A 16,469-nucleotide genomic window follows, 5' to 3' on the forward strand; every position below is an offset into this window, starting at 1 on the left:
CGGTTCAGGCAGCGCGGCTGTTGATCCGCTCGACGTAGCGGGCGATCTGGTCGATCTCGAGATTGACCGCGATACCCGTCTCGATCTGCCCGAGCGTCGTATGGGCCAACGTGTGCGGAATCAGGTTGATGCTGAATTCGCAGCCGCCGCCGTCAGCCGGTGCCAGGTCGACGACGCGGTTGACCGTCAGGCTGACGCCATTGATCGCGATCGATCCCTTGTAGGCGATGAAACGCGCCAGCTCTGCCGGCGCGCGGATCCGCAGTTCCCACGATTCGCCGACCGCAGCGAAGTGGCTGACCGTGCCGATGCCGTCGACATGGCCGCTGACCAGATGCCCGCCGAGGCGGTCATTTGCGCGCAGCGCCTTTTCCAGATTGACCGGCCCCGGGCCGTCGAGGCCAACCGTTTTCGACAGGCTTTCGGCCGACACGTCGATCTCGAACACCGACGCGGCTTCGTCGAACGCGGCAACGGTCATGCAGGCGCCATTGATCGCGATGCTGTCGCCAAGCCCGACGTCGCCCAGATAACCCGCCGGCGTCTCGATTCGCAGCCGGCGGCCGTCGGCGCTGGTCGGCAGACCGGCGCCGCTGTTGATCAAATCGACGGTCGTGATGCGGCCGACGCCGCTGATGATGCCGGTGAACATCGCGGGATTGTCGCCGTTCGGCATTGCCGGCGGTTTGGCGAGGGTAATCCCGCGTCTGCCCGGGCAGCGATGTGCGCGTTCAGTCGAGCGGGCGGGCCAGCAGCCGCAGGTCGTCGCCGATCTGCGAGATACCGGTAAACCGCAGCCGGGGGGCGTCGTCGAGCGTTTGCAACGAACCGAAATCGGCCAGTCCACGGCCTGCGCCGATCAGCATCGGCGCCAGGTACAGCAGAAATTCGTCGACCAGCCGCTCGCGGACCAGAGAGCCATTCAGCCGATGCCCGGCTTCGACGTGCAGTTCGTTGATGCCGCGGCGCGCCAGGTCGGCGAGCATCGCCGGCAGGTCGACCTTGCCGGTCGGACCAGGTTGCAAGGCGATCTCGGCGCCGCGTGCCTGCAGCGCGGCGACTCTCTCGTCGGTTGGTGCTGCGGCATACAGCAGCACCGAGCCCGGCGCCTCGAGGATGCGGGCGTCGGGCGGCGTATCGAGCCGGGAATCGACGATCACGCGCAACGGCTGGCGCGGGGTCTCGACCAGCCTGACGTCGAGCCGCGGGTTGTCGTCGAGGATGGTTCCTGCGCCGGTCAGCACCGCGCCGGCGCGGCGCCGCCAGGCATGGCCATCGCGGCGCGCCGCTTCGCCGGTGATCCACTGGCTGGCGCCGTTGTCGAGTGCGCTGCGGCCGTCGAGCGAAGCAGCCACCTTCATCCGCACCCAGGGTCTGCCGCGCTCGAAGCGCGAAAAGAAACCGATGTTCAACTCGCGTGCCGCATTCGCCAGTTCGCCCGCCGGCAACGCCTCGGTGCTGATGCCGGCGGCGCGCAGGCGCGCCGCGCCCTGGCCGGCAACCTCCGGAAACGGGTCTTGCACCGCGTAGACGACACGGGCAACGCCGGCCGCGATCAGCGCATCGCAACACGGCGGGGTGCGCCCATGGTGGGCGCAGGGTTCCAGCGTGACGACGGCGGTGGCGCCAGTGACATCTTCGCCGGCAGATGCTGCGTCGCGCAGCGCCATCACCTCGGCATGCGGGCCGCCGGCCTGCTGCGTGTGGCCGCGGCCGATCACCCGGCCATCGGCGGCAGCCAGCACGCAGCCGACACGCGGATTGGGTTCGCTGAGCGCGATCGAACGTTCGGCAAGGGCCAGCGCCTCGCGCATCAGGGAGTCGGTCAACATCGTCGGGAATCTGGTCGCTCAGCCTTGATGCGGCACTGTAGCGGGATTGGCATCCGACCACGGCAGCCGGCCAGCGGCCGCCGCTGCGGCCGGACTGGCCGGGCAGGCTTGGCGGCCGTCGACGACCAGCAGGTTCTGCTCGACCAGCGGGTCGACCACCGAGGCGGTCGGATCCGGCGATTCGGCCGGGCGGTCGACGCGGCCGTTCTGGTCGGTATCGGCACTGTAGCGGCAGATCCGGCGGCCACCGGGCGTGGCGGATAGGCTCCAGCCTTGCGGCGTGACAACGAGGCGGCCGCTCCACTGCGGCCGGGCGGCCGTGCTGCCGGCCGGCGCGGCAGCCGTTGCGATCGCGCAGTGGTAGCGCCAGAAGCGGTCGCCGAGTTCGGTCCAGCTCGTGAGGCCCTGGCTGGCCGGCGTTGCATCGATCGCCACTGCGATGGCCCGCAGCATGCCGGTGGTGCCGACATCAACCATCCGCACCGCCTCGCCAATGCAATGCGGCGGCCGCGGATGGCCGCTGCTCGTCAATTGCAGCGTCACCGACATCGGCAGCGGTGTGTCGTTGGCGGTGCTGGCGTCGGGCAGGGCCGGTGGCGCTGCCAGCGAGTGGCGGACGCGGCCACCGAGCAGCATGTCGGCTGCAGGCGCGCAATCGCCGAGGTCTGCACTGCCGAGTTGCCGGCTCGTGCGCTCGGTCGAGACTCCGGCGCAGCGCGCGACGATCCGGGCACTGCGGTTGTCGATCAGCCAGGCCTCGCTGCCACGCGTCAGTGGCTTGAATACGCTGCGCCCGTCGCCCAGGTCATGGGCATCGCGCGGAATGGCCGGATGGCGGCCGAGCACGGCGCCGATTTCGCCGGCCGAGGCTTGCGCCAGCGGCAGCACGAGTGCGGGCGCCTGGCCGCCGAGAATCGTGGCCAGCGACTGCCGGTGCTGCTTGCCGTGGCGGTCGGTCCAGTCGACGCTGACCTGCAGATCCTTCAGCATCGGCAAGCTGCTGTCGCGCACGCGACGCTCGATCCGGTAGGCGGTCGGCGAACCGGCGCCGGCGGCCACGGTGCGGGTCTGGTCCGTGATCGCAACAAAACTCGCGAGCCCGGCTCGGGCCTCGTAGGTCGCGAAGGCGCGCAGGTTTTCCAGCTCCTGTTGCGCACGGCCTGCCGCATCTGCCTGCTGCCGCGCAAGATCGACCGCTTGCCGCAGCCTGATCTGCAACTGCGCGCTGCCCACCATGCCAACCGCAACCAGCAGAAAACCGACCAGTGCCTCGAGCACGCTGGTGCCGCGTTGCCTGCGCGGGGCCGGGCGAGGGCAGTTTCGAACGAATGTGGTCATTTGCGCTCCTTCTTCTGTGCCGTCAGTGCGCCGTTGACCCGATCAAGTGCCACCGCGGATCCGGCTCTGTCGGTCCGCTGGTGGGCCTTGCAGGCCGCGCCGGGCCAGAGGCCCGGCCCCTCGCCAGGCATGAAAGGTCCACCGGACCTTTCATGTCCGGGCTCGGCCCCCTTGAGGGGGTGAGCGGGGACGTGGGGGCCTGCCTGCGCAGGCCCCCGCGCCTCGTGAACCGCCCGAGCTCTGCGAGGGCGTGGATGCGCCGAAGGCGCTCCGGGGGTGGTCATTCATCCCGCCAACTCCCCGGCACCCGCACCCAGGTTCCGGACTGCTGTTTCAGCCTCGGCATCAGGCTCGGGTCGTAGACAAGGTCGGCACCGGCATTGCCGGAATAGTTGCCGGACAACAGCGCCGCGCCGTGCAGCAGGCCGCCGCCATCGACGCTCACACCGTCCCATCGCATGTTGCGGGCCCAGACAATGCCGTGCAGTTGGACCCGTCCGTCGAGCAGCAGATCGCCATCGATCACCAGCAAGACCGGTCGCTCGCGGCTGCCGATCTGCAGGCCGTTGGCAAGCTGCAGGTCGCCGTCGACCGCGATGCGGGCGATATCGGCATTCGGCTCAAGCAAGGCCAGCAGTTCGGCACTGCAATCGCCGCCACGGCATGACAGCCGTTGCACTCCGGGCAAATATTTCCAATGGGCGGCGTCGGTGCCGAAATGGCGGCTGAACAGGCGTTCCGGCGCCAAGCCGGCGAGCGCCGGGTCGTTGCCCAGCAAGGCGCTGGCAGGCGCGGCGCCGGGTGTGCTGCCAATGCGCAAATTGCTGCCCACGATCGCGCCGCCAGCCTGCGCTGCGAGCCCGCCGGACCAGGCATCGGCATTGTGCAGACCGAGCCCGGCTGTGCCGGCGTCGATCGATCCGCGCACTGTCAGTGTCGCCGCCGGCGCTGTCATCAATGCCGGCAGCAGCGCGAGCGAGACCCGCAGGCGTGCACTGGCATCTGCCGTCCGCGATGCGCCGGCCAGGCAGGGGCGGGCTGCATCGCTGCAGCCGATGGCCAGCAGTTCGATGCTGCCGGGCCAGGCACCGGCGGCCAGTTCGACCAGAAAGCTCGGCGTGAAGTGGCCGTCACGGCTGGATGGCGGCGCTGCCGGCGCAGCGTCCGTCGGGCAGGCGCATGACCAGCCGGCCGCGTCGCGCGAACAGGCGATCTTCAGCGGGGACGCGGCGGCTGCCGGCGCGGCAACGACAAGACGGCCGTAGGCGTCAGCTGTGTGCAGATACCGGGACCGGAAGCCCAGCGCGCCGGCTGTGCGACTCGGCTGGCAATCGGCGCCGATCGCATGGCTGCTGTTCAACATCGCCTGCGCCCATTCGAGTCCGGCCTCGGCGGCCTCGCGAGCACCGGCGCTGTGCCATTGGTTGGCTGCGCTGTGGATCTCGTTGAGCGCGCTGCGCTGCGCCCATGCGGCCGCCAGCAGCGCCGCCAACAGCAGCAGCAACAGCGTGGCGAGAGTCGCCAGCCCGCGCGCGCCGCGTGCTGCCTGCCGCTGTGACCGAGCCGGTTTCATGGCGGGCAGGCGCCAATCGCGGCGTCGTTGCGCACCCTTGTCGTCGCCTGCAAGCTGCGCCTGATGGCCGGGTCGATCGGCGATTCGGCATCGATCGCCAGTTCGAACTGACGAACCAGGATCCGCGGCGGGCAGGCCGCAGCGCCGGCGGCAGCCGGCGGGCAAGGCTTGTCGCAGGCCATCGGCTGGTCGACTTCAGCGGCCAGCGGCGTCAGCCGCAACGACGTGACGCGCACCGTGGTCGCGTCGGTCAGCGTTTGCCAACTGCCGCCGAGCAAGGCATCGATCGCATGGTTGCGCAGGCGAAAGCCGAACGCCTCATTGCCATCGACCGCATGGTTTTCATTGACGTCGCGTGAGTAATGCAGACGGACCGTGTCGGACACGCCGCTGGTCATCGAAATCACTTGATAGGGATTGGCACGTGTCGGCGTATCTTCTCGCCACAGCGCTGCGGTGGCGTCGCGCCAATGGCCGGCGCGGCGCAGGTCGCGGTCGATCATCGCCGCGGCCGTGCGCAGGTCCTGCATCAGCCGCGACTCGATGACAAGGCGCTTGTTCTCATGCAGATGTGCAGCGAGCATGATCAGGCCCTGCGAGACGATGAACAGGCCGATCGCCAAGCCGATCAACATGTCGACCAGCGTGACGCCACGCACCATGTGGCGTCGCCGGTTGCAGGGCAGGCAAACGTACGCGCTCATCGTCCCCAGCACCTGCGGTTGTCGCTGTCGTCGTTGCCGACCGTCGCATCCGCGCCCGACGCCCAGCGCGTTTGTTCGCCGTTGACTTCGAGCAGCAGATGGCTGCATCGCAGATCAGCGGCCTGGGCACCGGCGGCGATCGCCATCACCGCAAAGCCGGTCGCGCTCGGGATCGCCTGTTCCTGCAAACGGTAGCGGCCGCCAGGGCTGGTTGCGACGATGCCGAGCTGGGCCAGCGTCGCAAACGCCGGATGGTTGCTGCGGTAACGCGACTGCTGCAGTTGCAACGCAGCCAGCGTCGTCAGCGCGTCGCTGCGGTGGATGCGCAGCACGATGCCACGCAGGCCTGGATAGGCGAGGGTCGCGAGCAGTGCCAGCAGCGCGAGGCAGATGGCCAGTTCGACCAGCGTCCAGCCGGAGCGGTTGATCGCGGCGCGGACGGCCCACATCGTCAGCCCTTTGTGTCGTTGTACCGCTTCAGCAGGCGGCAAAACCGGCGACCGCGGCCGACGGCGAACATGAACGCACGCGGCCGACCACGTTGACGACATGCGTGATGCCGAGGCCGCGACTGTCGACGATGCGGATGCTGCCGGCCGGGCTGACCGTGCCCTGATCCGGATCGAACAGCATCGAGCTGACATTCGACTGCACGCTGATCCGTTCGCGCAGCGGCCAGTGGCTGGTTTTCAATGCTTGCGCGCTGCCGTCGCAGACCGCCGGTCCGCTTCCGGCGCAGCGGCAGTCGTCGCGCTGGCCCGTATGGACGATGGTGCAGATGCCGACCGGTGTGTTGTGCAGGCTCAGCCGCAAGGCCTCGTTGCGCGCGACCGCCTGGCTGCGCAACCACTGCAGGTCCGAAGCCAGTGCGGCGGCGGTGCCGCGCAGCCGTTGCCGTTCGAGCACCGTCGAAAAACCGGCGCTGGCAATGCCGGTCATCAGCGCGGCAATGGTCAGCGCGATGCAGGTCTCGATCAGCGTGAATCCGGCAGCAGCGGTGCTGCGCTGTGGCTGTCTGTCGAACATCGCATCCCCCTTGCCGCGGTGATGCGATCGACTATAAAAATCGGCCGGTCTGGCGGCCTCCCTCGCTGGAGGGAACTGAAGGGGGGGTCAGATGTCGCGGATCAGTTGCCTGAATTCGTCGACATCCTCGAAGCGGCGATAGACCGATGCGAAGCGCACATAGGCCACCTTGTCGATCCGCTTCAGTTCGCGCATCACCAGTTCGCCGAGCTTGGTTGATGCGATCTCGCGTGCGCCGCTGTTCAGCAGCTTGTCCTGGATGCGCTCGATCGCGGCATCGATCTGCTCGACGCTGACCGGCCGCTTGCGCAATGCCAGCGACATCGATGCGCGCAGCTTGCCGAGGTCGAATTCGGCCCTGGTGCCATCCTTCTTGACGACACTCGGCAGCGCGATCTCGGCGCGTTCGTAGGTCGTGAAGCGCTTGTCGCAGGATTGGCAGCGGCGCCGGCGGCGGACCACGTCGCCTTCATCGGATTCGCGGGTCTCGACGACCTGCGTTTCCAGATGACTGCAGAAGGGACAACGCATGGTTCAGGTCCGCCAGTTCTTGTCGTGACGGGTGAACCGCGTCAGCGGTAGACCGGGAACTCGCTGGTCAGCCGTGCAACCTGTTCGCGCACCTTCGCGATGTTGTCGGCATCGTGCGGCTTGTCGAGCACATCGGCAATCAGGTTGGCGGTGCGGCGGGTTTCTTCTTCCTTGAAGCCGCGCGTCGTCAACGCAGGCGTTCCGAGGCGGATGCCGCTGGTCACCATCGGCTTCTGCGGATCGTTCGGAATGCCGTTCTTGTTGCAGGTCATGTGGGCCTGGCCGAGGATCGCTTCGGCTTCCTTGCCGGTCAGGTTTTTCGGCCGCAGGTCGACCAGCATCACATGGCTTTCGGTGCGACCGCTGACGATGCGCAGCCCGCGCTCGGTCAACGTGTTGGCCAGCACCTCGGCATTCTTCACGACCTGCTGCTGGTAGCTGCGGAATTCGGGCGTCAGCGCTTCCTTGAAGGCGACCGCTTTCGCCGCGATCACATGCATCAGCGGCCCGCCCTGGATGCCGGGGAAGATCGCGCTGTTGATCTTCTTCGCGATCTCCTCGCGGTTGCTGATCACGATGCCGCCGCGCGGGCCGCGCAGGCTCTTGTGGGTGGTCGAGGTCACGACGTCGGCGAACGGCACCGGGTTCGGATAGACGCCGCCGGCGATCAGCCCGGCGTAATGCGCCATGTCGACCATGAAATAGGCGCCGACATCCTTCGCCACCTTCGCGAAGCGCTCGAAATCGATGCGCAGGCTGTAGGCCGATGCACCGGCGATGATCAGCTTCGGCTTGTGTTCGTGCGCGAGGCGCTCCATCTGCTCGTAGTCGATCGCCTCATCGGCGTCGAGCCCGTAGCTGACGACCTTGAACCATTTGCCGCTCATGTTCAGCGCCATGCCGTGCGTCAGGTGGCCGCCTTCGGCGAGGCTCATGCCCATGATCGTGTCGCCCGGCTGCAGCAGCCCGAAATAGACCGCTTGGTTCGCCTGCGAGCCCGAATTGGCCTGCACGTTCGCGAACTCGGCGCCAAACAATTTTTTCAGCCGGTCGATCGCCAGTTGCTCGGCGACGTCGACATATTCGCAGCCGCCGTAATAACGCTTGCCCGGGTAGCCCTCGGCATACTTGTTCGTCAGCTGGGTGCCCTGTGCGGCCATCACCGCCGGCGACGCATAGTTCTCGGAAGCAATCAGTTCGATGTGCGCTTCCTGGCGCTCGTTTTCCTGCTGGATCACCGCCCACAACTCGGGGTCGACATTGGCGATCGTGGATTGGTTTCGGTCAAACATTCGGCAGTCCTCTTCAGTCAGAAGACCCGTGGCAGCATTGCGATGCCGACGATCCACCTGGAGGCGGGCGCGCATGGCCACGGGCTGCCCAGGCGAACGGCACAACGGCATCGCGAGGCAATGCCGACCATGCTCCCCAGTGGTTCACCACCTCAGGCCGGAATCGACCTCATCGCCAGTTGCACGGTGCAGCGAGTGTATCCGCTGACGCGTTGCGCCATCACCGGTCGGGCCAAGCCCGACTGTCATCAGCGGTTGAGTGCCAGTCGTTGCGGCAGTGCGGCGTCGGCAAGCGAATCGGCAGGCGTCGTGATCGCCGGCGTGACTTTCTGCGCCGGCGCAGAGCCCGTGGCGACCGGGCCGCTGTCGTTCAGCGCGACGGTGCGGCCGCCGGCGACCATGCGCAGCCGGGCCTGTTCGGCCAGCACCTTCGCGGCATAACCGCCATCGCTGTCGAGGTTGGCGGCGCCGACGTAGTAGCGCAGCCCAGCCTCGAGGCTGCCGGCGCGGGTGATGCATTCCTTCAGCACCTGCACGCCGACGCGCAGGTTGGTGACCGGATCGAAGGCCGCAAACGTGCCGCCGAACGGCTCGTATTTGTCGTCGTGGATGCGGGTCATTACCTGCATCAGGCCTTGTGCGCCGACCGGGCTCTGGGCAAACGGATTGAAGCTCGACTCGATCGCCATGATCGCGAGGATCAGCGTCGGCTCGAGACCGACCTGGGCGCCGACATGCCATGCTTCCTTGACCAGGCGGCTGATCGGTTCCGGGGCGACGCGGTAGCGGCGCGAGATCCAATGTGCGACGGCCAGTTGCTGGCGGGTCAGCTGTTTCGGATCGAAGGCGGTGGCACGAGCCACCGCACCGGGCTCGACGAGTTGCTGGGCAATCAGGTCGGCCGGGTCGAGGCGGGCCTCGTGGCGAGCCTGCAGCCAGCCGAACAACTTGACCTCGACCTGATGCCGCACGCCATCGCGGGTTGCACCAAAAATCAGCAGGGCCACCAGGATCAGGCCGAGCAGGGCCAGCGAGTTGTGGCTGACCTCGAGCAAACCGTGCCCGACATCCTTTGCAAAAACCGTGGCCGAACGCGTCGTCGTGTCGCGCAGCGAGCGCAATCGGCTCGCCATGTAACTGAATGCAGTCATCGTCTTCCTGTAGTTTCCGCAGTTGCGGAATCGCGAGCCTCAGGCTCCGCGGCGGCGTCAGTCGGTGCGACCATAATGGTCACGCTGTGTCGTGGCGGGAAGTCCTGAGCCCGGCAGCCTGAAAACATGGCTGGCGCGCATGAGTCCCCTGACCCTTTGCCCACAAACGCGAAGCAACGGGTTTTCCCTAGGACTCATCGAAAGGAACGCGATTCTAGGAAGCTCGCTCATTCCTCGTCAAGAATATGGAGATCGCTTCTAATAACAATTCAATATGAAGTATCGGGATCTGCGGGACTTCATCGGCAACCTTGAAAGGCTCGGCGAGCTGCAACGCGTTGCTACGCCTGTTTCACCGGACCTCGAGATTACGGCGATCGCCGATCAGGTGTTGCGTCGAAATGGCCCGGCTTTGCTGTTTGAAGATGCAATTGGTTACAAAATGCCGGTGCTCGCCAACCTGTTCGGAACGACCCGGCGGGTCGCGATGGGAATGGGTGCGGAAAGCCTGTCCGACCTGCGAGATATCGGCCGAGTGCTGGCCAGCCTGAAGGAGCCGGAGCCGCCGAAAGGGCTGAAGGACGCCGGCCGCATGCTGCAGATGGTGAAGGCCTTGTGGGACATGAAACCCAGCGTGGTGCGGCAGGCGCCGTGCCAGCGGCAGATTGCGGTCGGCGCCGAAGTCGACCTCGGCCAGCTGCCGGTGCAGACCTGCTGGCCGGGTGACGTCGGGCCGCTGATCACCTGGGGTCTGGTCGTCACGCGAGGGCCGCAGGGCGGGCCGACCGCGCGACGTCGGCAAAACCTCGGCATCTACCGGCAGCAGGTGATCGGCCGCAACCAGGTGATCATGCGCTGGCTCGCCCATCGCGGTGGCGCGCTCGATTTCAGGGATTTTGGGCGGGCGCGGCCGGGCCAGCCGTTTCCGATCGTCGTCGCGCTCGGCGCCGATCCGGCAACCATCCTCGGTGCGGTGACGCCGGTGCCGGACAGTCTGTCCGAATACCAGTTTGCCGGCCTGCTGCGCGGCAGCCGCACCGAGGTCGTCGATACCGAAGCGGGTGACGCCGGCGTGATGCTGCAGGTGCCGGCCAGCGCGGAAATCGTGCTCGAGGGGCGGATACCGGTCGCCGACCCGGGTTTTGTCGGTCGCAGCGAACGCGGCGTCGAATTGCGCGAGCAGGGTGGTTACCTGCATGCGCTGGAGGGGCCGTTCGGCGACCACACCGGTTATTACAACGAGCAGGACTGGTTCCCGGTGTTCGAGGTCACCCGCCTGACGCAGCGTGAGCAGCCGATCTACCACTCGACCTACACCGGCAAGCCGCCGGACGAGCCGGCGATCCTCGGGGTTGCGCTGAACGAGGTCTTCGTGCCGATCCTGCAGAAGCAGTTTGCCGAGATCGTCGACTTCTATCTGCCGCCCGAAGGCTGCAGCTACCGGATGGCGATCGTCAGCATCAGGAAGAGTTATCCGGGCCACGCAATACGCGTGATGTTCGGAATCTGGAGCTTTCTGCGCCAGTTCATGTACACGAAGTTCATCGTCGTCACCGACGACGATGTCGACATCCGCAACTGGCAGGAAGTGATCTGGGCGATCACGACGCGGATGGACCCGGTGCGCGATACGACGCTGGTCGAGCAGACGCCGATCGACTACCTCGACTTCGCATCGCCGGTCAGCGGCATCGGCGGCAAGATGGGGCTCGATGCGACGAACAAGTGGCCGGGCGAAACCAGCCGCGAATGGGGGCGCGCGATCGAGATGGATCCGGCGGTCGCCGGCAAGGTCAGCGGCGTGATCGATGCGGTGATGGCCGGCCGGCCAGGAGCCGGCTGATGGCCGACATGCTGGTCAGTCTGTACCGTTTGCCGGCTGGCGCGATGCCCGCGCGGGGCGCTGCCCCGCAGCCGACCGTGCGCAAGCCGCTCGGCGGCGAGGCGCGATTGATCGTCGACTGGATCGCCGAGCAATTCGGCGCGGCCTGGGCATCGGAAGCGCAGACTGCGCTCGGCAACCGGCCGGTCAGCCTGTTCATTGCCCTCGATGGCGGCAATCTGCTCGGTTTTGCCTGCTACGACGCAACCGCCCGCGGCTTTTTCGGGCCGATCGGCCTGGCGCCGGCAGCACGCCGCCAGGGTCTTGGTGCGCGGCTGCTGCGCGCCTGCCTCGACGACATGCGCACGGTCGGTTACGGTTATGCGGTGATCGGCGGCGCCGGGCCGCAGGAATTCTTCAAGCGCAGCGTCGGCGCCGTCGAGATCGCCGGCTCGGCGCCCGGCATCTACCACGACATGCTCAGAGCTGCGAAGTCCTGAGTGCCGCGGATCAGCCCGCGTCGTCGCTGTTCTCCGGTGCCGCGGCTTTCGAACAATCCGCCGGCGGCGCCGTTGCCGCCACGACGCGCAGCCGCTCGAGCAGCACGCTGGTCGGCCGGCCGCTTTCCGGCAGGCCGCGACGCACTTCCTCGTTGCGGATCGCCTGCCGGGTTTTCGGGCCGTCGAAACCGTCGACATCGATGCCGCACTGGCCGGCATCTCGCAGCAGTGCCTGCAGCGCCATCATGCCGCGGCGCGGCAGCAGCCGCTGTTCGTCGCTGACCGGCCAGCGGCGAAGCGGCGGTGCGCCACCTCGCAGCGCCGACGACAGCAGGCCGATCGCCAGCGCATACGAATCGGCCCGGTTGTAATTCCACAAGGCTTGGAAATTGCGAGTGACCAGCCACATCGGCCCTTCCGCACCAGCCGGTGCCAGCAGCGCGGCCGGCGTGGCCGGATCGATGCCGGCCGCCGAACCAGCACGGCCGAGCAGCGGGCTGCCATCGGCACGGCTGACGCCGAGCGCGGCCCAGCGCGCCAATGCCTGGCAGCGACCATCCGGCGCGGCCTGTTCAAGGCAGCGGTGTTCGCGGCCGGCGCTGCTGGATCGACGCACGAGGTCGATCGGCGCCTGGACCTCGATGCCCCACGGCAGCAGAGGGTCCCAGCCGAGGTGCTGCAGGTAGCTGGCGGTCGTCGCCAGTGCATCGGCGGCGTTGCCGACGGTATCGATCACGCCATCGCCATCACCATCGGCCATGTGGCGCTTGAAGGTCGCCGGCATGAATTGCGTCATGCCGAATGCGCCCGCCCAAGAGCCGCGGAATTGCTCGGCATCGACCAGACCTTCCTGCAGCAACCACAACGCGGCAAAAAACTGCGCCTTGCGGTCCTGGCTCGACAGCCGCAGGCAGGCCCGGCTCAGCGTTGCATCGACCACCTTGTGTCGGCCCTTCAGGCGGCCGAAGTCGCTTTCGATGCCGAATACCGCGACCAGCGTGGCTGCATCGACGCCGAAGCGCTCGACGATGCGGTGCAGCGTCGGCGCCTGCTGCGCGAGGGCTGCCCGCCCGTCGTCGATGCGCTGCGCGTCGATCAGGCGATCGAGGTAGTCCCAGATCGGCAGTTCGAACTCCGGCTGGCTGCTCGTCGCGCTGTCGATTGGCGGCCGCAGGTCGTTTGCCTGCGACGCATGGGTGACAAATGTATCGGCGCGGACCGCGGGATGGTTGGGCAGTTCGGCGCGCAGCGCTTCGATGCAGCCGGCAAACGGCATCTGCTGTGCGCTGGCTCCCGCCTGGACACCGAACAAGACACAGGCGCAGACAAGCGGGCGGAACAGCAGCGGCAACTTCATCGGGCCAGTGTATTCGTGGCTCGACGGCCGCTCCCGGCGTGCGGACTTGTCCTGGGCGCGGATACCGGCCGATAATCGTTGCAGCATGCCGCTGTCCGGCCGATCAGGGTGGCGGCCGACGTCAGGGCGCGACCTTGGCGGCACGACCGCTTCGGCGCAGCGCCGTCGCTCCTGTTCGATGTTCCGCGCGGCTTGTCGCGCAGCTCCCCAGGGCCGTTCATGTCAGCCAACTCTGCAAAGCGATTTGCCACCCTCCTCGCCTCGGTCGGCGTCGTCGCCGGCTGTGCAACGCCGCCAGCGGGCGGTCCGCCACCGGCGCCGTCAGCAGCGCCGGCTCCCCAGGTGGTGCAGCCACCGGCGCCCGCGCCGGTCGTCGCGCCGCCGCCTGCACCACTGCCCCCACCGCCACCACCTCCGCCGCCGGCCACGCCCGCGCAGCAGCAGCAGGCACACAAGATGGCGCTGTCGGCCGTCGAGATGCTCGAGACCGGCAACGAGGAGCAGGCCAAGCAGGAACTCGAGGCGGCGCTTGCCGTCGACCCGTACAGCAAGCTCGCGTTGAACCTGATGAAGCAGATCACCGGCGACCCGGTGGCCATGCTCGGCAAGGAGTCGTTTGCCTACACCGTGCGGCCGGCCGATACGCTGTCGCGCATTTCGGGGCGCTTCCTCGGCGACATCTTCTCGTTCTACATCCTCGCGCGCTACAACGAGATCAAGGTGCCGCGTCTGGTGGCCGCCGGCCAGGTTTTGCGGATCCCCGGGAAAGCACCGCCGGCAGGTGCCGACCGCGATCCGCCGCCGGCGCGCGCTGCCGCACCGTCGCCGGCACCGGTTGCCAGTCCGCCGCCACCACCGCCGCCGCCACCTCCGCCAGCGGCGCCGCCGCCACCTCCGCCACCACCACCACCACCTCCGCCACCCCCCGCGGCACCGGCCGAGCCACCACCTGGCGTGCGTGCGCTGCGCAGCGGCGAGGCGGCCGAGGCGTCCGGCGACCTCGAACAGGCACTGACCGACTACAACCGCGCTGCCAGCCTCGACCAGCCGCAGGCTGCCGAAAAGGCCGCGGCGGTTCGTCGCAAGCTGGTCAGCAACCACACGCAGGCCGCGCGCGCGGCGATGGCCAAGCAGGATCTCGATGGCTCGATCAGAAGCTGGGATCGCGTGCTGGCAATCGACCCCGGCAACGAAACCGCCCGCCTCGAGCGCCAGCGTGCGGTGACGCTGCGCGAAAAGCTGAAGGGCATCAGCAAATGAGCGTCTGCAAGGCCGGTCAGCGCGACTGACCGTCCCGGCCGTCTTCCGGCCGGGTGGCGCCGTGTTTCAGCGCCGCGCCGATGCCTTCAGTTGTTTCAGCCGTTCGGCGACCCGTGGCTGGTTGCGTTCGAGTTGCAGGCTTTTCTCGAGCACCGCGATCGCAGCAGCCGGTTTGCTGGCGGCCAGGCTCTCAGCCTGCTGCAGGTAGACATCGGCCAGCAGGCGGCGCGCTGCATCGTCGCGCCGGTTGTCGCGCAGCCAGTTCTCGAGCATCGCCACGGCTTCGTCGAACTCGCCCTGGCTGGCCAGCAGCGACGCATGTTCGACCTCGATGCGGTCGAGCGTCGAGCCAGCACGGCTAGCCGGTGGCGCGGGTGCTGCCGATTGCGCCTGCGGCACAGCGGCCCGGGAGGCCAGCGACGCAATCGATGGCGGCGGCGCTGTCACGCTCGTCGTCGCCGGCGGCGCGGCCATCGGCAGCGGCACCATGTCGCCGTCGGCCATCGCCTTGCGCGTCAGCGTGTGGCGCGACAATTTGCCGAGGTGGTTGCGGCGATTGCGCTCGCGTTCGGCACTGCGCAGCGCATCGGCGGCCTTTGCATTGTCCGGCTGCACCGCCAGTGCCGACAGATAGTGCGACATCGCGGCATCGAGCTGGCCCGCGGCGGCGGCCTGGTCGCCGCGTTGCAGCCGCTCCGCCGCTTCGGACGCAATCCGGCGTTTCAGTTCGGCCAGCCGCAGCGGATAGTCCGGATGGCGCGGGCGGATCGTCGCGAGCACCTCCCAGACCAGCGCCGCATCGGCGAGTCTGCCATCGCGCTCGAGCGCCGCAGCACGGGCGCGTTGCGCCGTTTCATAAGCGGTCGGGTCGGCCGGCAACACGACCACCGGCGCAGCGACCTCGTCTTGTTGCCCTTCCGCCAGCGGCGGCGCCGGCGGCGTGCTGCCGCAGGCCTGCAGCAGCAGGCAGATCGTGGCCAGGCCCGGCAGTGCAGATCGGCGGCTCATGGCGCGAGCGGCCGGCTGGTCTGCAGCTTGGCCTTGAAGGTGTCGAGGTCGTAGTCGCCGAAGATCATCGTGCGGCGCAGCATCATCGGCTGCGCAAAAAAGCCGTTGCCGCCGGGGTTGACGGTCACCGCGAGCTGGTACTGGTGGCGGGTCAGCGATTCAAGCACCGTCTCGTTGGCATCGCCGTACGGATAGGCAAAATGGCGCACCTCGATGCCGAGCCGCTTTTCGAGCAGTTCGCGCGGCACCCGGGTCTCGGCGTCGATCGCCTGCCGGTAGCGTGTGTCGTCTTCGCCAGCCAGCCGTTCGATCAGGTTGCGATGCGATTTCGAATGCGCCTGGATATCGATCAGATTGGATTTCGCCAGCTCCTGCAGCTGAGACCAGCTCAGCGCGTCGCCGGCGCCGATGAAATCGGTATAGGCAAACAGCGTGGCCGGGAAGTTGTACTTGCGCAGCACCGGCAACGCATGGCGATAAACCGATTCGTAGCCGTCGTCGATCGTGATCACGACCGAGCGTTGCGGCAGCGCCTCGCGGCCCTGCAGAAAAGCCGTCAGCTGCGACAACCTGATCACGCGATAGTCGTTGCGCGCCAGCCAGTCCATCTGCGCGGCAAACTGGTCCGGTGCAATCGACATCTTGCCGGCGGCGCCGCCGAAGCGGTGGTAGCAGAGGATCGGCACGGTCTGGTAACGCTCGCTGCCGACACCGACCGCATTCAACGGCTGCAGCGGCACGATCAGCGGCTGGCCGGGCTGCGCGCGGCTGACACCGTTGGTGTCGGCGATTTTCCAGTCCAGCTCCTCGCTGCCGAGCAACTGGCGGGCAATCGACTTCAGCGTATCGCCGGGGCCCGGCTGGTAGACGATCATCCGTTCGTTGCGGCCGAGGATGCCAGGCTTCAGCGTGTTGTCCGGTTTTACATAGACCGGAATGCCCGGCGCCTGCCGAGGCGCTGCCGGTGGCGCCTGCGGCGGCGCCGCGCAGGCGCCGAGCAGCAGGCCGGCGACCAGCGCCGATATGCCGCTGCTGAAGCGGTTGCGGATCGACCCGGCTTGACGCGTCATCGTGG

General features: G+C 67.8%; 16 protein-coding genes and 1 riboswitch. Of the genes, 3 read left to right on the forward strand and 13 right to left on the reverse strand.

Annotation, left to right across the window (positions count from 1 at the left end; genetic code table 11):
• Nucleotides 1-4: 4 nt before the first annotated feature.
• The 10 genes from ACNH6H_RS17020 to ACNH6H_RS17065 all read right to left on the reverse strand — a co-directional run bounded on the left by ACNH6H_RS17020 (nucleotide 5) and on the right by ACNH6H_RS17065 (nucleotide 9,429).
• Entirely contained in the window at nucleotides 5-652 is a 648-nt protein-coding gene (locus ACNH6H_RS17020) for a riboflavin synthase (RefSeq protein WP_418319327.1), read from the reverse strand.
• Nucleotides 653-731: 79 nt separating this feature from the next.
• On the reverse strand, nucleotides 732-1,832 hold the full coding sequence (gene ribD, locus ACNH6H_RS17025) for a bifunctional diaminohydroxyphosphoribosylaminopyrimidine deaminase/5-amino-6-(5-phosphoribosylamino)uracil reductase RibD (protein ID WP_418319328.1): 1,101 nt from the start codon (nucleotides 1,830-1,832) through the stop codon (nucleotides 732-734).
• Nucleotides 1,833-1,850: 18 nt separating this feature from the next.
• Complete coding sequence (locus tag ACNH6H_RS17030) at nucleotides 1,851-3,170, reverse strand: type IV pilus modification PilV family protein (protein WP_418319329.1); 1,320 nt, start codon at nucleotides 3,168-3,170, stop codon at nucleotides 1,851-1,853.
• Nucleotides 3,171-3,450: 280 nt separating this feature from the next.
• Nucleotides 3,451-4,743: a hypothetical protein gene (locus ACNH6H_RS17035; protein WP_418319331.1), complete on the reverse strand. Its 1,293-nt coding sequence runs from the start codon at nucleotides 4,741-4,743 to the stop codon at nucleotides 3,451-3,453.
• Nucleotides 4,740-5,447: a hypothetical protein gene (locus ACNH6H_RS17040; RefSeq protein ID WP_418319332.1), complete on the reverse strand. Its 708-nt coding sequence runs from the start codon at nucleotides 5,445-5,447 to the stop codon at nucleotides 4,740-4,742. Before ACNH6H_RS17040 ends, ACNH6H_RS17035 begins: the two co-directional genes overlap by 4 nt.
• Nucleotides 5,444-5,896 (reverse strand): type IV pilin protein, encoded by a 453-nt coding sequence (locus tag ACNH6H_RS17045; protein ID WP_418319334.1) that lies wholly within the window; start codon nucleotides 5,894-5,896, stop codon nucleotides 5,444-5,446. Before ACNH6H_RS17045 ends, ACNH6H_RS17040 begins: the two co-directional genes overlap by 4 nt.
• Before the next feature lie 28 nt (nucleotides 5,897-5,924).
• Complete coding sequence (locus ACNH6H_RS17050; protein WP_418319335.1) at nucleotides 5,925-6,473, reverse strand: GspH/FimT family pseudopilin; 549 nt, start codon at nucleotides 6,471-6,473, stop codon at nucleotides 5,925-5,927.
• A gap of 87 nt (nucleotides 6,474-6,560) precedes the next feature.
• A complete protein-coding gene (nrdR, locus tag ACNH6H_RS17055; protein WP_418319336.1) occupies nucleotides 6,561-7,004 on the reverse strand; it encodes a transcriptional regulator NrdR in 444 nt (147 codons plus the stop codon).
• A gap of 41 nt (nucleotides 7,005-7,045) precedes the next feature.
• The gene (gene glyA / locus ACNH6H_RS17060; RefSeq protein WP_418319337.1) at nucleotides 7,046-8,296 is read right to left on the reverse strand and encodes a serine hydroxymethyltransferase; all 1,251 of its coding nucleotides are present in this window, start codon (nucleotides 8,294-8,296) and stop codon (nucleotides 7,046-7,048) included.
• A 79-nt stretch (nucleotides 8,297-8,375) separates the two neighbouring features.
• Nucleotides 8,376-8,489, reverse strand: a riboswitch (ZMP/ZTP riboswitch).
• Nucleotides 8,490-8,544: 55 nt separating this feature from the next.
• Entirely contained in the window at nucleotides 8,545-9,429 is an 885-nt protein-coding gene (locus tag ACNH6H_RS17065) for a lytic transglycosylase domain-containing protein (protein ID WP_418321383.1), read from the reverse strand.
• A 292-nt stretch (nucleotides 9,430-9,721) separates the two neighbouring features.
• Between ACNH6H_RS17065 and ACNH6H_RS17070 the strand changes: the two genes are divergently transcribed.
• Nucleotides 9,722-11,290: a UbiD family decarboxylase domain-containing protein gene (locus ACNH6H_RS17070; protein WP_418319338.1), complete on the forward strand. Its 1,569-nt coding sequence runs from the start codon at nucleotides 9,722-9,724 to the stop codon at nucleotides 11,288-11,290.
• Nucleotides 11,290-11,769, forward strand: coding sequence for a GNAT family N-acetyltransferase (locus ACNH6H_RS17075; protein WP_418319339.1), 480 nt, complete (start codon nucleotides 11,290-11,292; stop codon nucleotides 11,767-11,769). Before ACNH6H_RS17070 ends, ACNH6H_RS17075 begins: the two co-directional genes overlap by 1 nt.
• Before the next feature lie 10 nt (nucleotides 11,770-11,779).
• On the opposite strand, the gene ACNH6H_RS17080 is transcribed toward ACNH6H_RS17075, so the two are convergent.
• Nucleotides 11,780-13,126, reverse strand: coding sequence for a lytic murein transglycosylase (locus ACNH6H_RS17080; RefSeq protein ID WP_418319340.1), 1,347 nt, complete (start codon nucleotides 13,124-13,126; stop codon nucleotides 11,780-11,782).
• A gap of 219 nt (nucleotides 13,127-13,345) precedes the next feature.
• Here ACNH6H_RS17080 and ACNH6H_RS17085 point away from each other — a divergent pair, with 219 nt between their 5' ends.
• Complete coding sequence (locus ACNH6H_RS17085; protein WP_418319342.1) at nucleotides 13,346-14,386, forward strand: LysM peptidoglycan-binding domain-containing protein; 1,041 nt, start codon at nucleotides 13,346-13,348, stop codon at nucleotides 14,384-14,386.
• A gap of 66 nt (nucleotides 14,387-14,452) precedes the next feature.
• Here the strand turns inward: ACNH6H_RS17085 and ACNH6H_RS17090 are convergent, their stop codons facing one another.
• The gene (locus ACNH6H_RS17090) at nucleotides 14,453-15,394 is read right to left on the reverse strand and encodes a hypothetical protein (protein ID WP_418319344.1); all 942 of its coding nucleotides are present in this window, start codon (nucleotides 15,392-15,394) and stop codon (nucleotides 14,453-14,455) included.
• Nucleotides 15,391-16,464, reverse strand: coding sequence for a polysaccharide deacetylase family protein (locus ACNH6H_RS17095; RefSeq protein WP_418319346.1), 1,074 nt, complete (start codon nucleotides 16,462-16,464; stop codon nucleotides 15,391-15,393). The genes ACNH6H_RS17090 and ACNH6H_RS17095 overlap by 4 nt, the downstream gene beginning before the upstream one ends.
• Nucleotides 16,465-16,469 lie beyond the last annotated feature (5 nt).

Source organism: Pseudideonella sakaiensis (assembly GCF_048320135.1).
Classification (GTDB): Bacteria; Pseudomonadota; Gammaproteobacteria; order Burkholderiales; family Burkholderiaceae_C; genus Ideonella_A; species Ideonella_A sakaiensis_A.

Bases quoted from the DNA above. Each gene is read 5' to 3' on its own strand.
- ACNH6H_RS17075 (WP_418319339.1), top strand. From the start codon at position 11,290: ATGGCCGACATGCTGGTCAGTCTGTACCGTTTGCCGGCTGGCGCGATG.
- glyA (WP_418319337.1), bottom strand. From the start codon at position 8,296: ATGTTTGACCGAAACCAATCCACGATCGCCAATGTCGACCCCGAGTTG.
- ACNH6H_RS17035 (WP_418319331.1), bottom strand. From the start codon at position 4,743: ATGAAACCGGCTCGGTCACAGCGGCAGGCAGCACGCGGCGCGCGCGGG.
- ACNH6H_RS17090 (WP_418319344.1), bottom strand. From the start codon at position 15,394: ATGAGCCGCCGATCTGCACTGCCGGGCCTGGCCACGATCTGCCTGCTG.
- ACNH6H_RS17050 (WP_418319335.1), bottom strand. From the start codon at position 6,473: ATGTTCGACAGACAGCCACAGCGCAGCACCGCTGCTGCCGGATTCACG.
- ribD (WP_418319328.1), bottom strand. From the start codon at position 1,832: ATGTTGACCGACTCCCTGATGCGCGAGGCGCTGGCCCTTGCCGAACGT.
- ACNH6H_RS17065 (WP_418321383.1), bottom strand. From the start codon at position 9,429: ATGGCGAGCCGATTGCGCTCGCTGCGCGACACGACGACGCGTTCGGCC.
- ACNH6H_RS17085 (WP_418319342.1), top strand. From the start codon at position 13,346: ATGTCAGCCAACTCTGCAAAGCGATTTGCCACCCTCCTCGCCTCGGTC.
- ACNH6H_RS17030 (WP_418319329.1), bottom strand. From the start codon at position 3,170: ATGACCACATTCGTTCGAAACTGCCCTCGCCCGGCCCCGCGCAGGCAA.
- ACNH6H_RS17070 (WP_418319338.1), top strand. From the start codon at position 9,722: ATGAAGTATCGGGATCTGCGGGACTTCATCGGCAACCTTGAAAGGCTC.
- ACNH6H_RS17080 (WP_418319340.1), bottom strand. From the start codon at position 13,126: ATGAAGTTGCCGCTGCTGTTCCGCCCGCTTGTCTGCGCCTGTGTCTTG.
- ACNH6H_RS17095 (WP_418319346.1), bottom strand. From the start codon at position 16,464: ATGACGCGTCAAGCCGGGTCGATCCGCAACCGCTTCAGCAGCGGCATA.
- nrdR (WP_418319336.1), bottom strand. From the start codon at position 7,004: ATGCGTTGTCCCTTCTGCAGTCATCTGGAAACGCAGGTCGTCGAGACC.
- ACNH6H_RS17040 (WP_418319332.1), bottom strand. From the start codon at position 5,447: ATGAGCGCGTACGTTTGCCTGCCCTGCAACCGGCGACGCCACATGGTG.
- ACNH6H_RS17020 (WP_418319327.1), bottom strand. From the start codon at position 652: ATGTTCACCGGCATCATCAGCGGCGTCGGCCGCATCACGACCGTCGAT.
- ACNH6H_RS17045 (WP_418319334.1), bottom strand. From the start codon at position 5,896: ATGTGGGCCGTCCGCGCCGCGATCAACCGCTCCGGCTGGACGCTGGTC.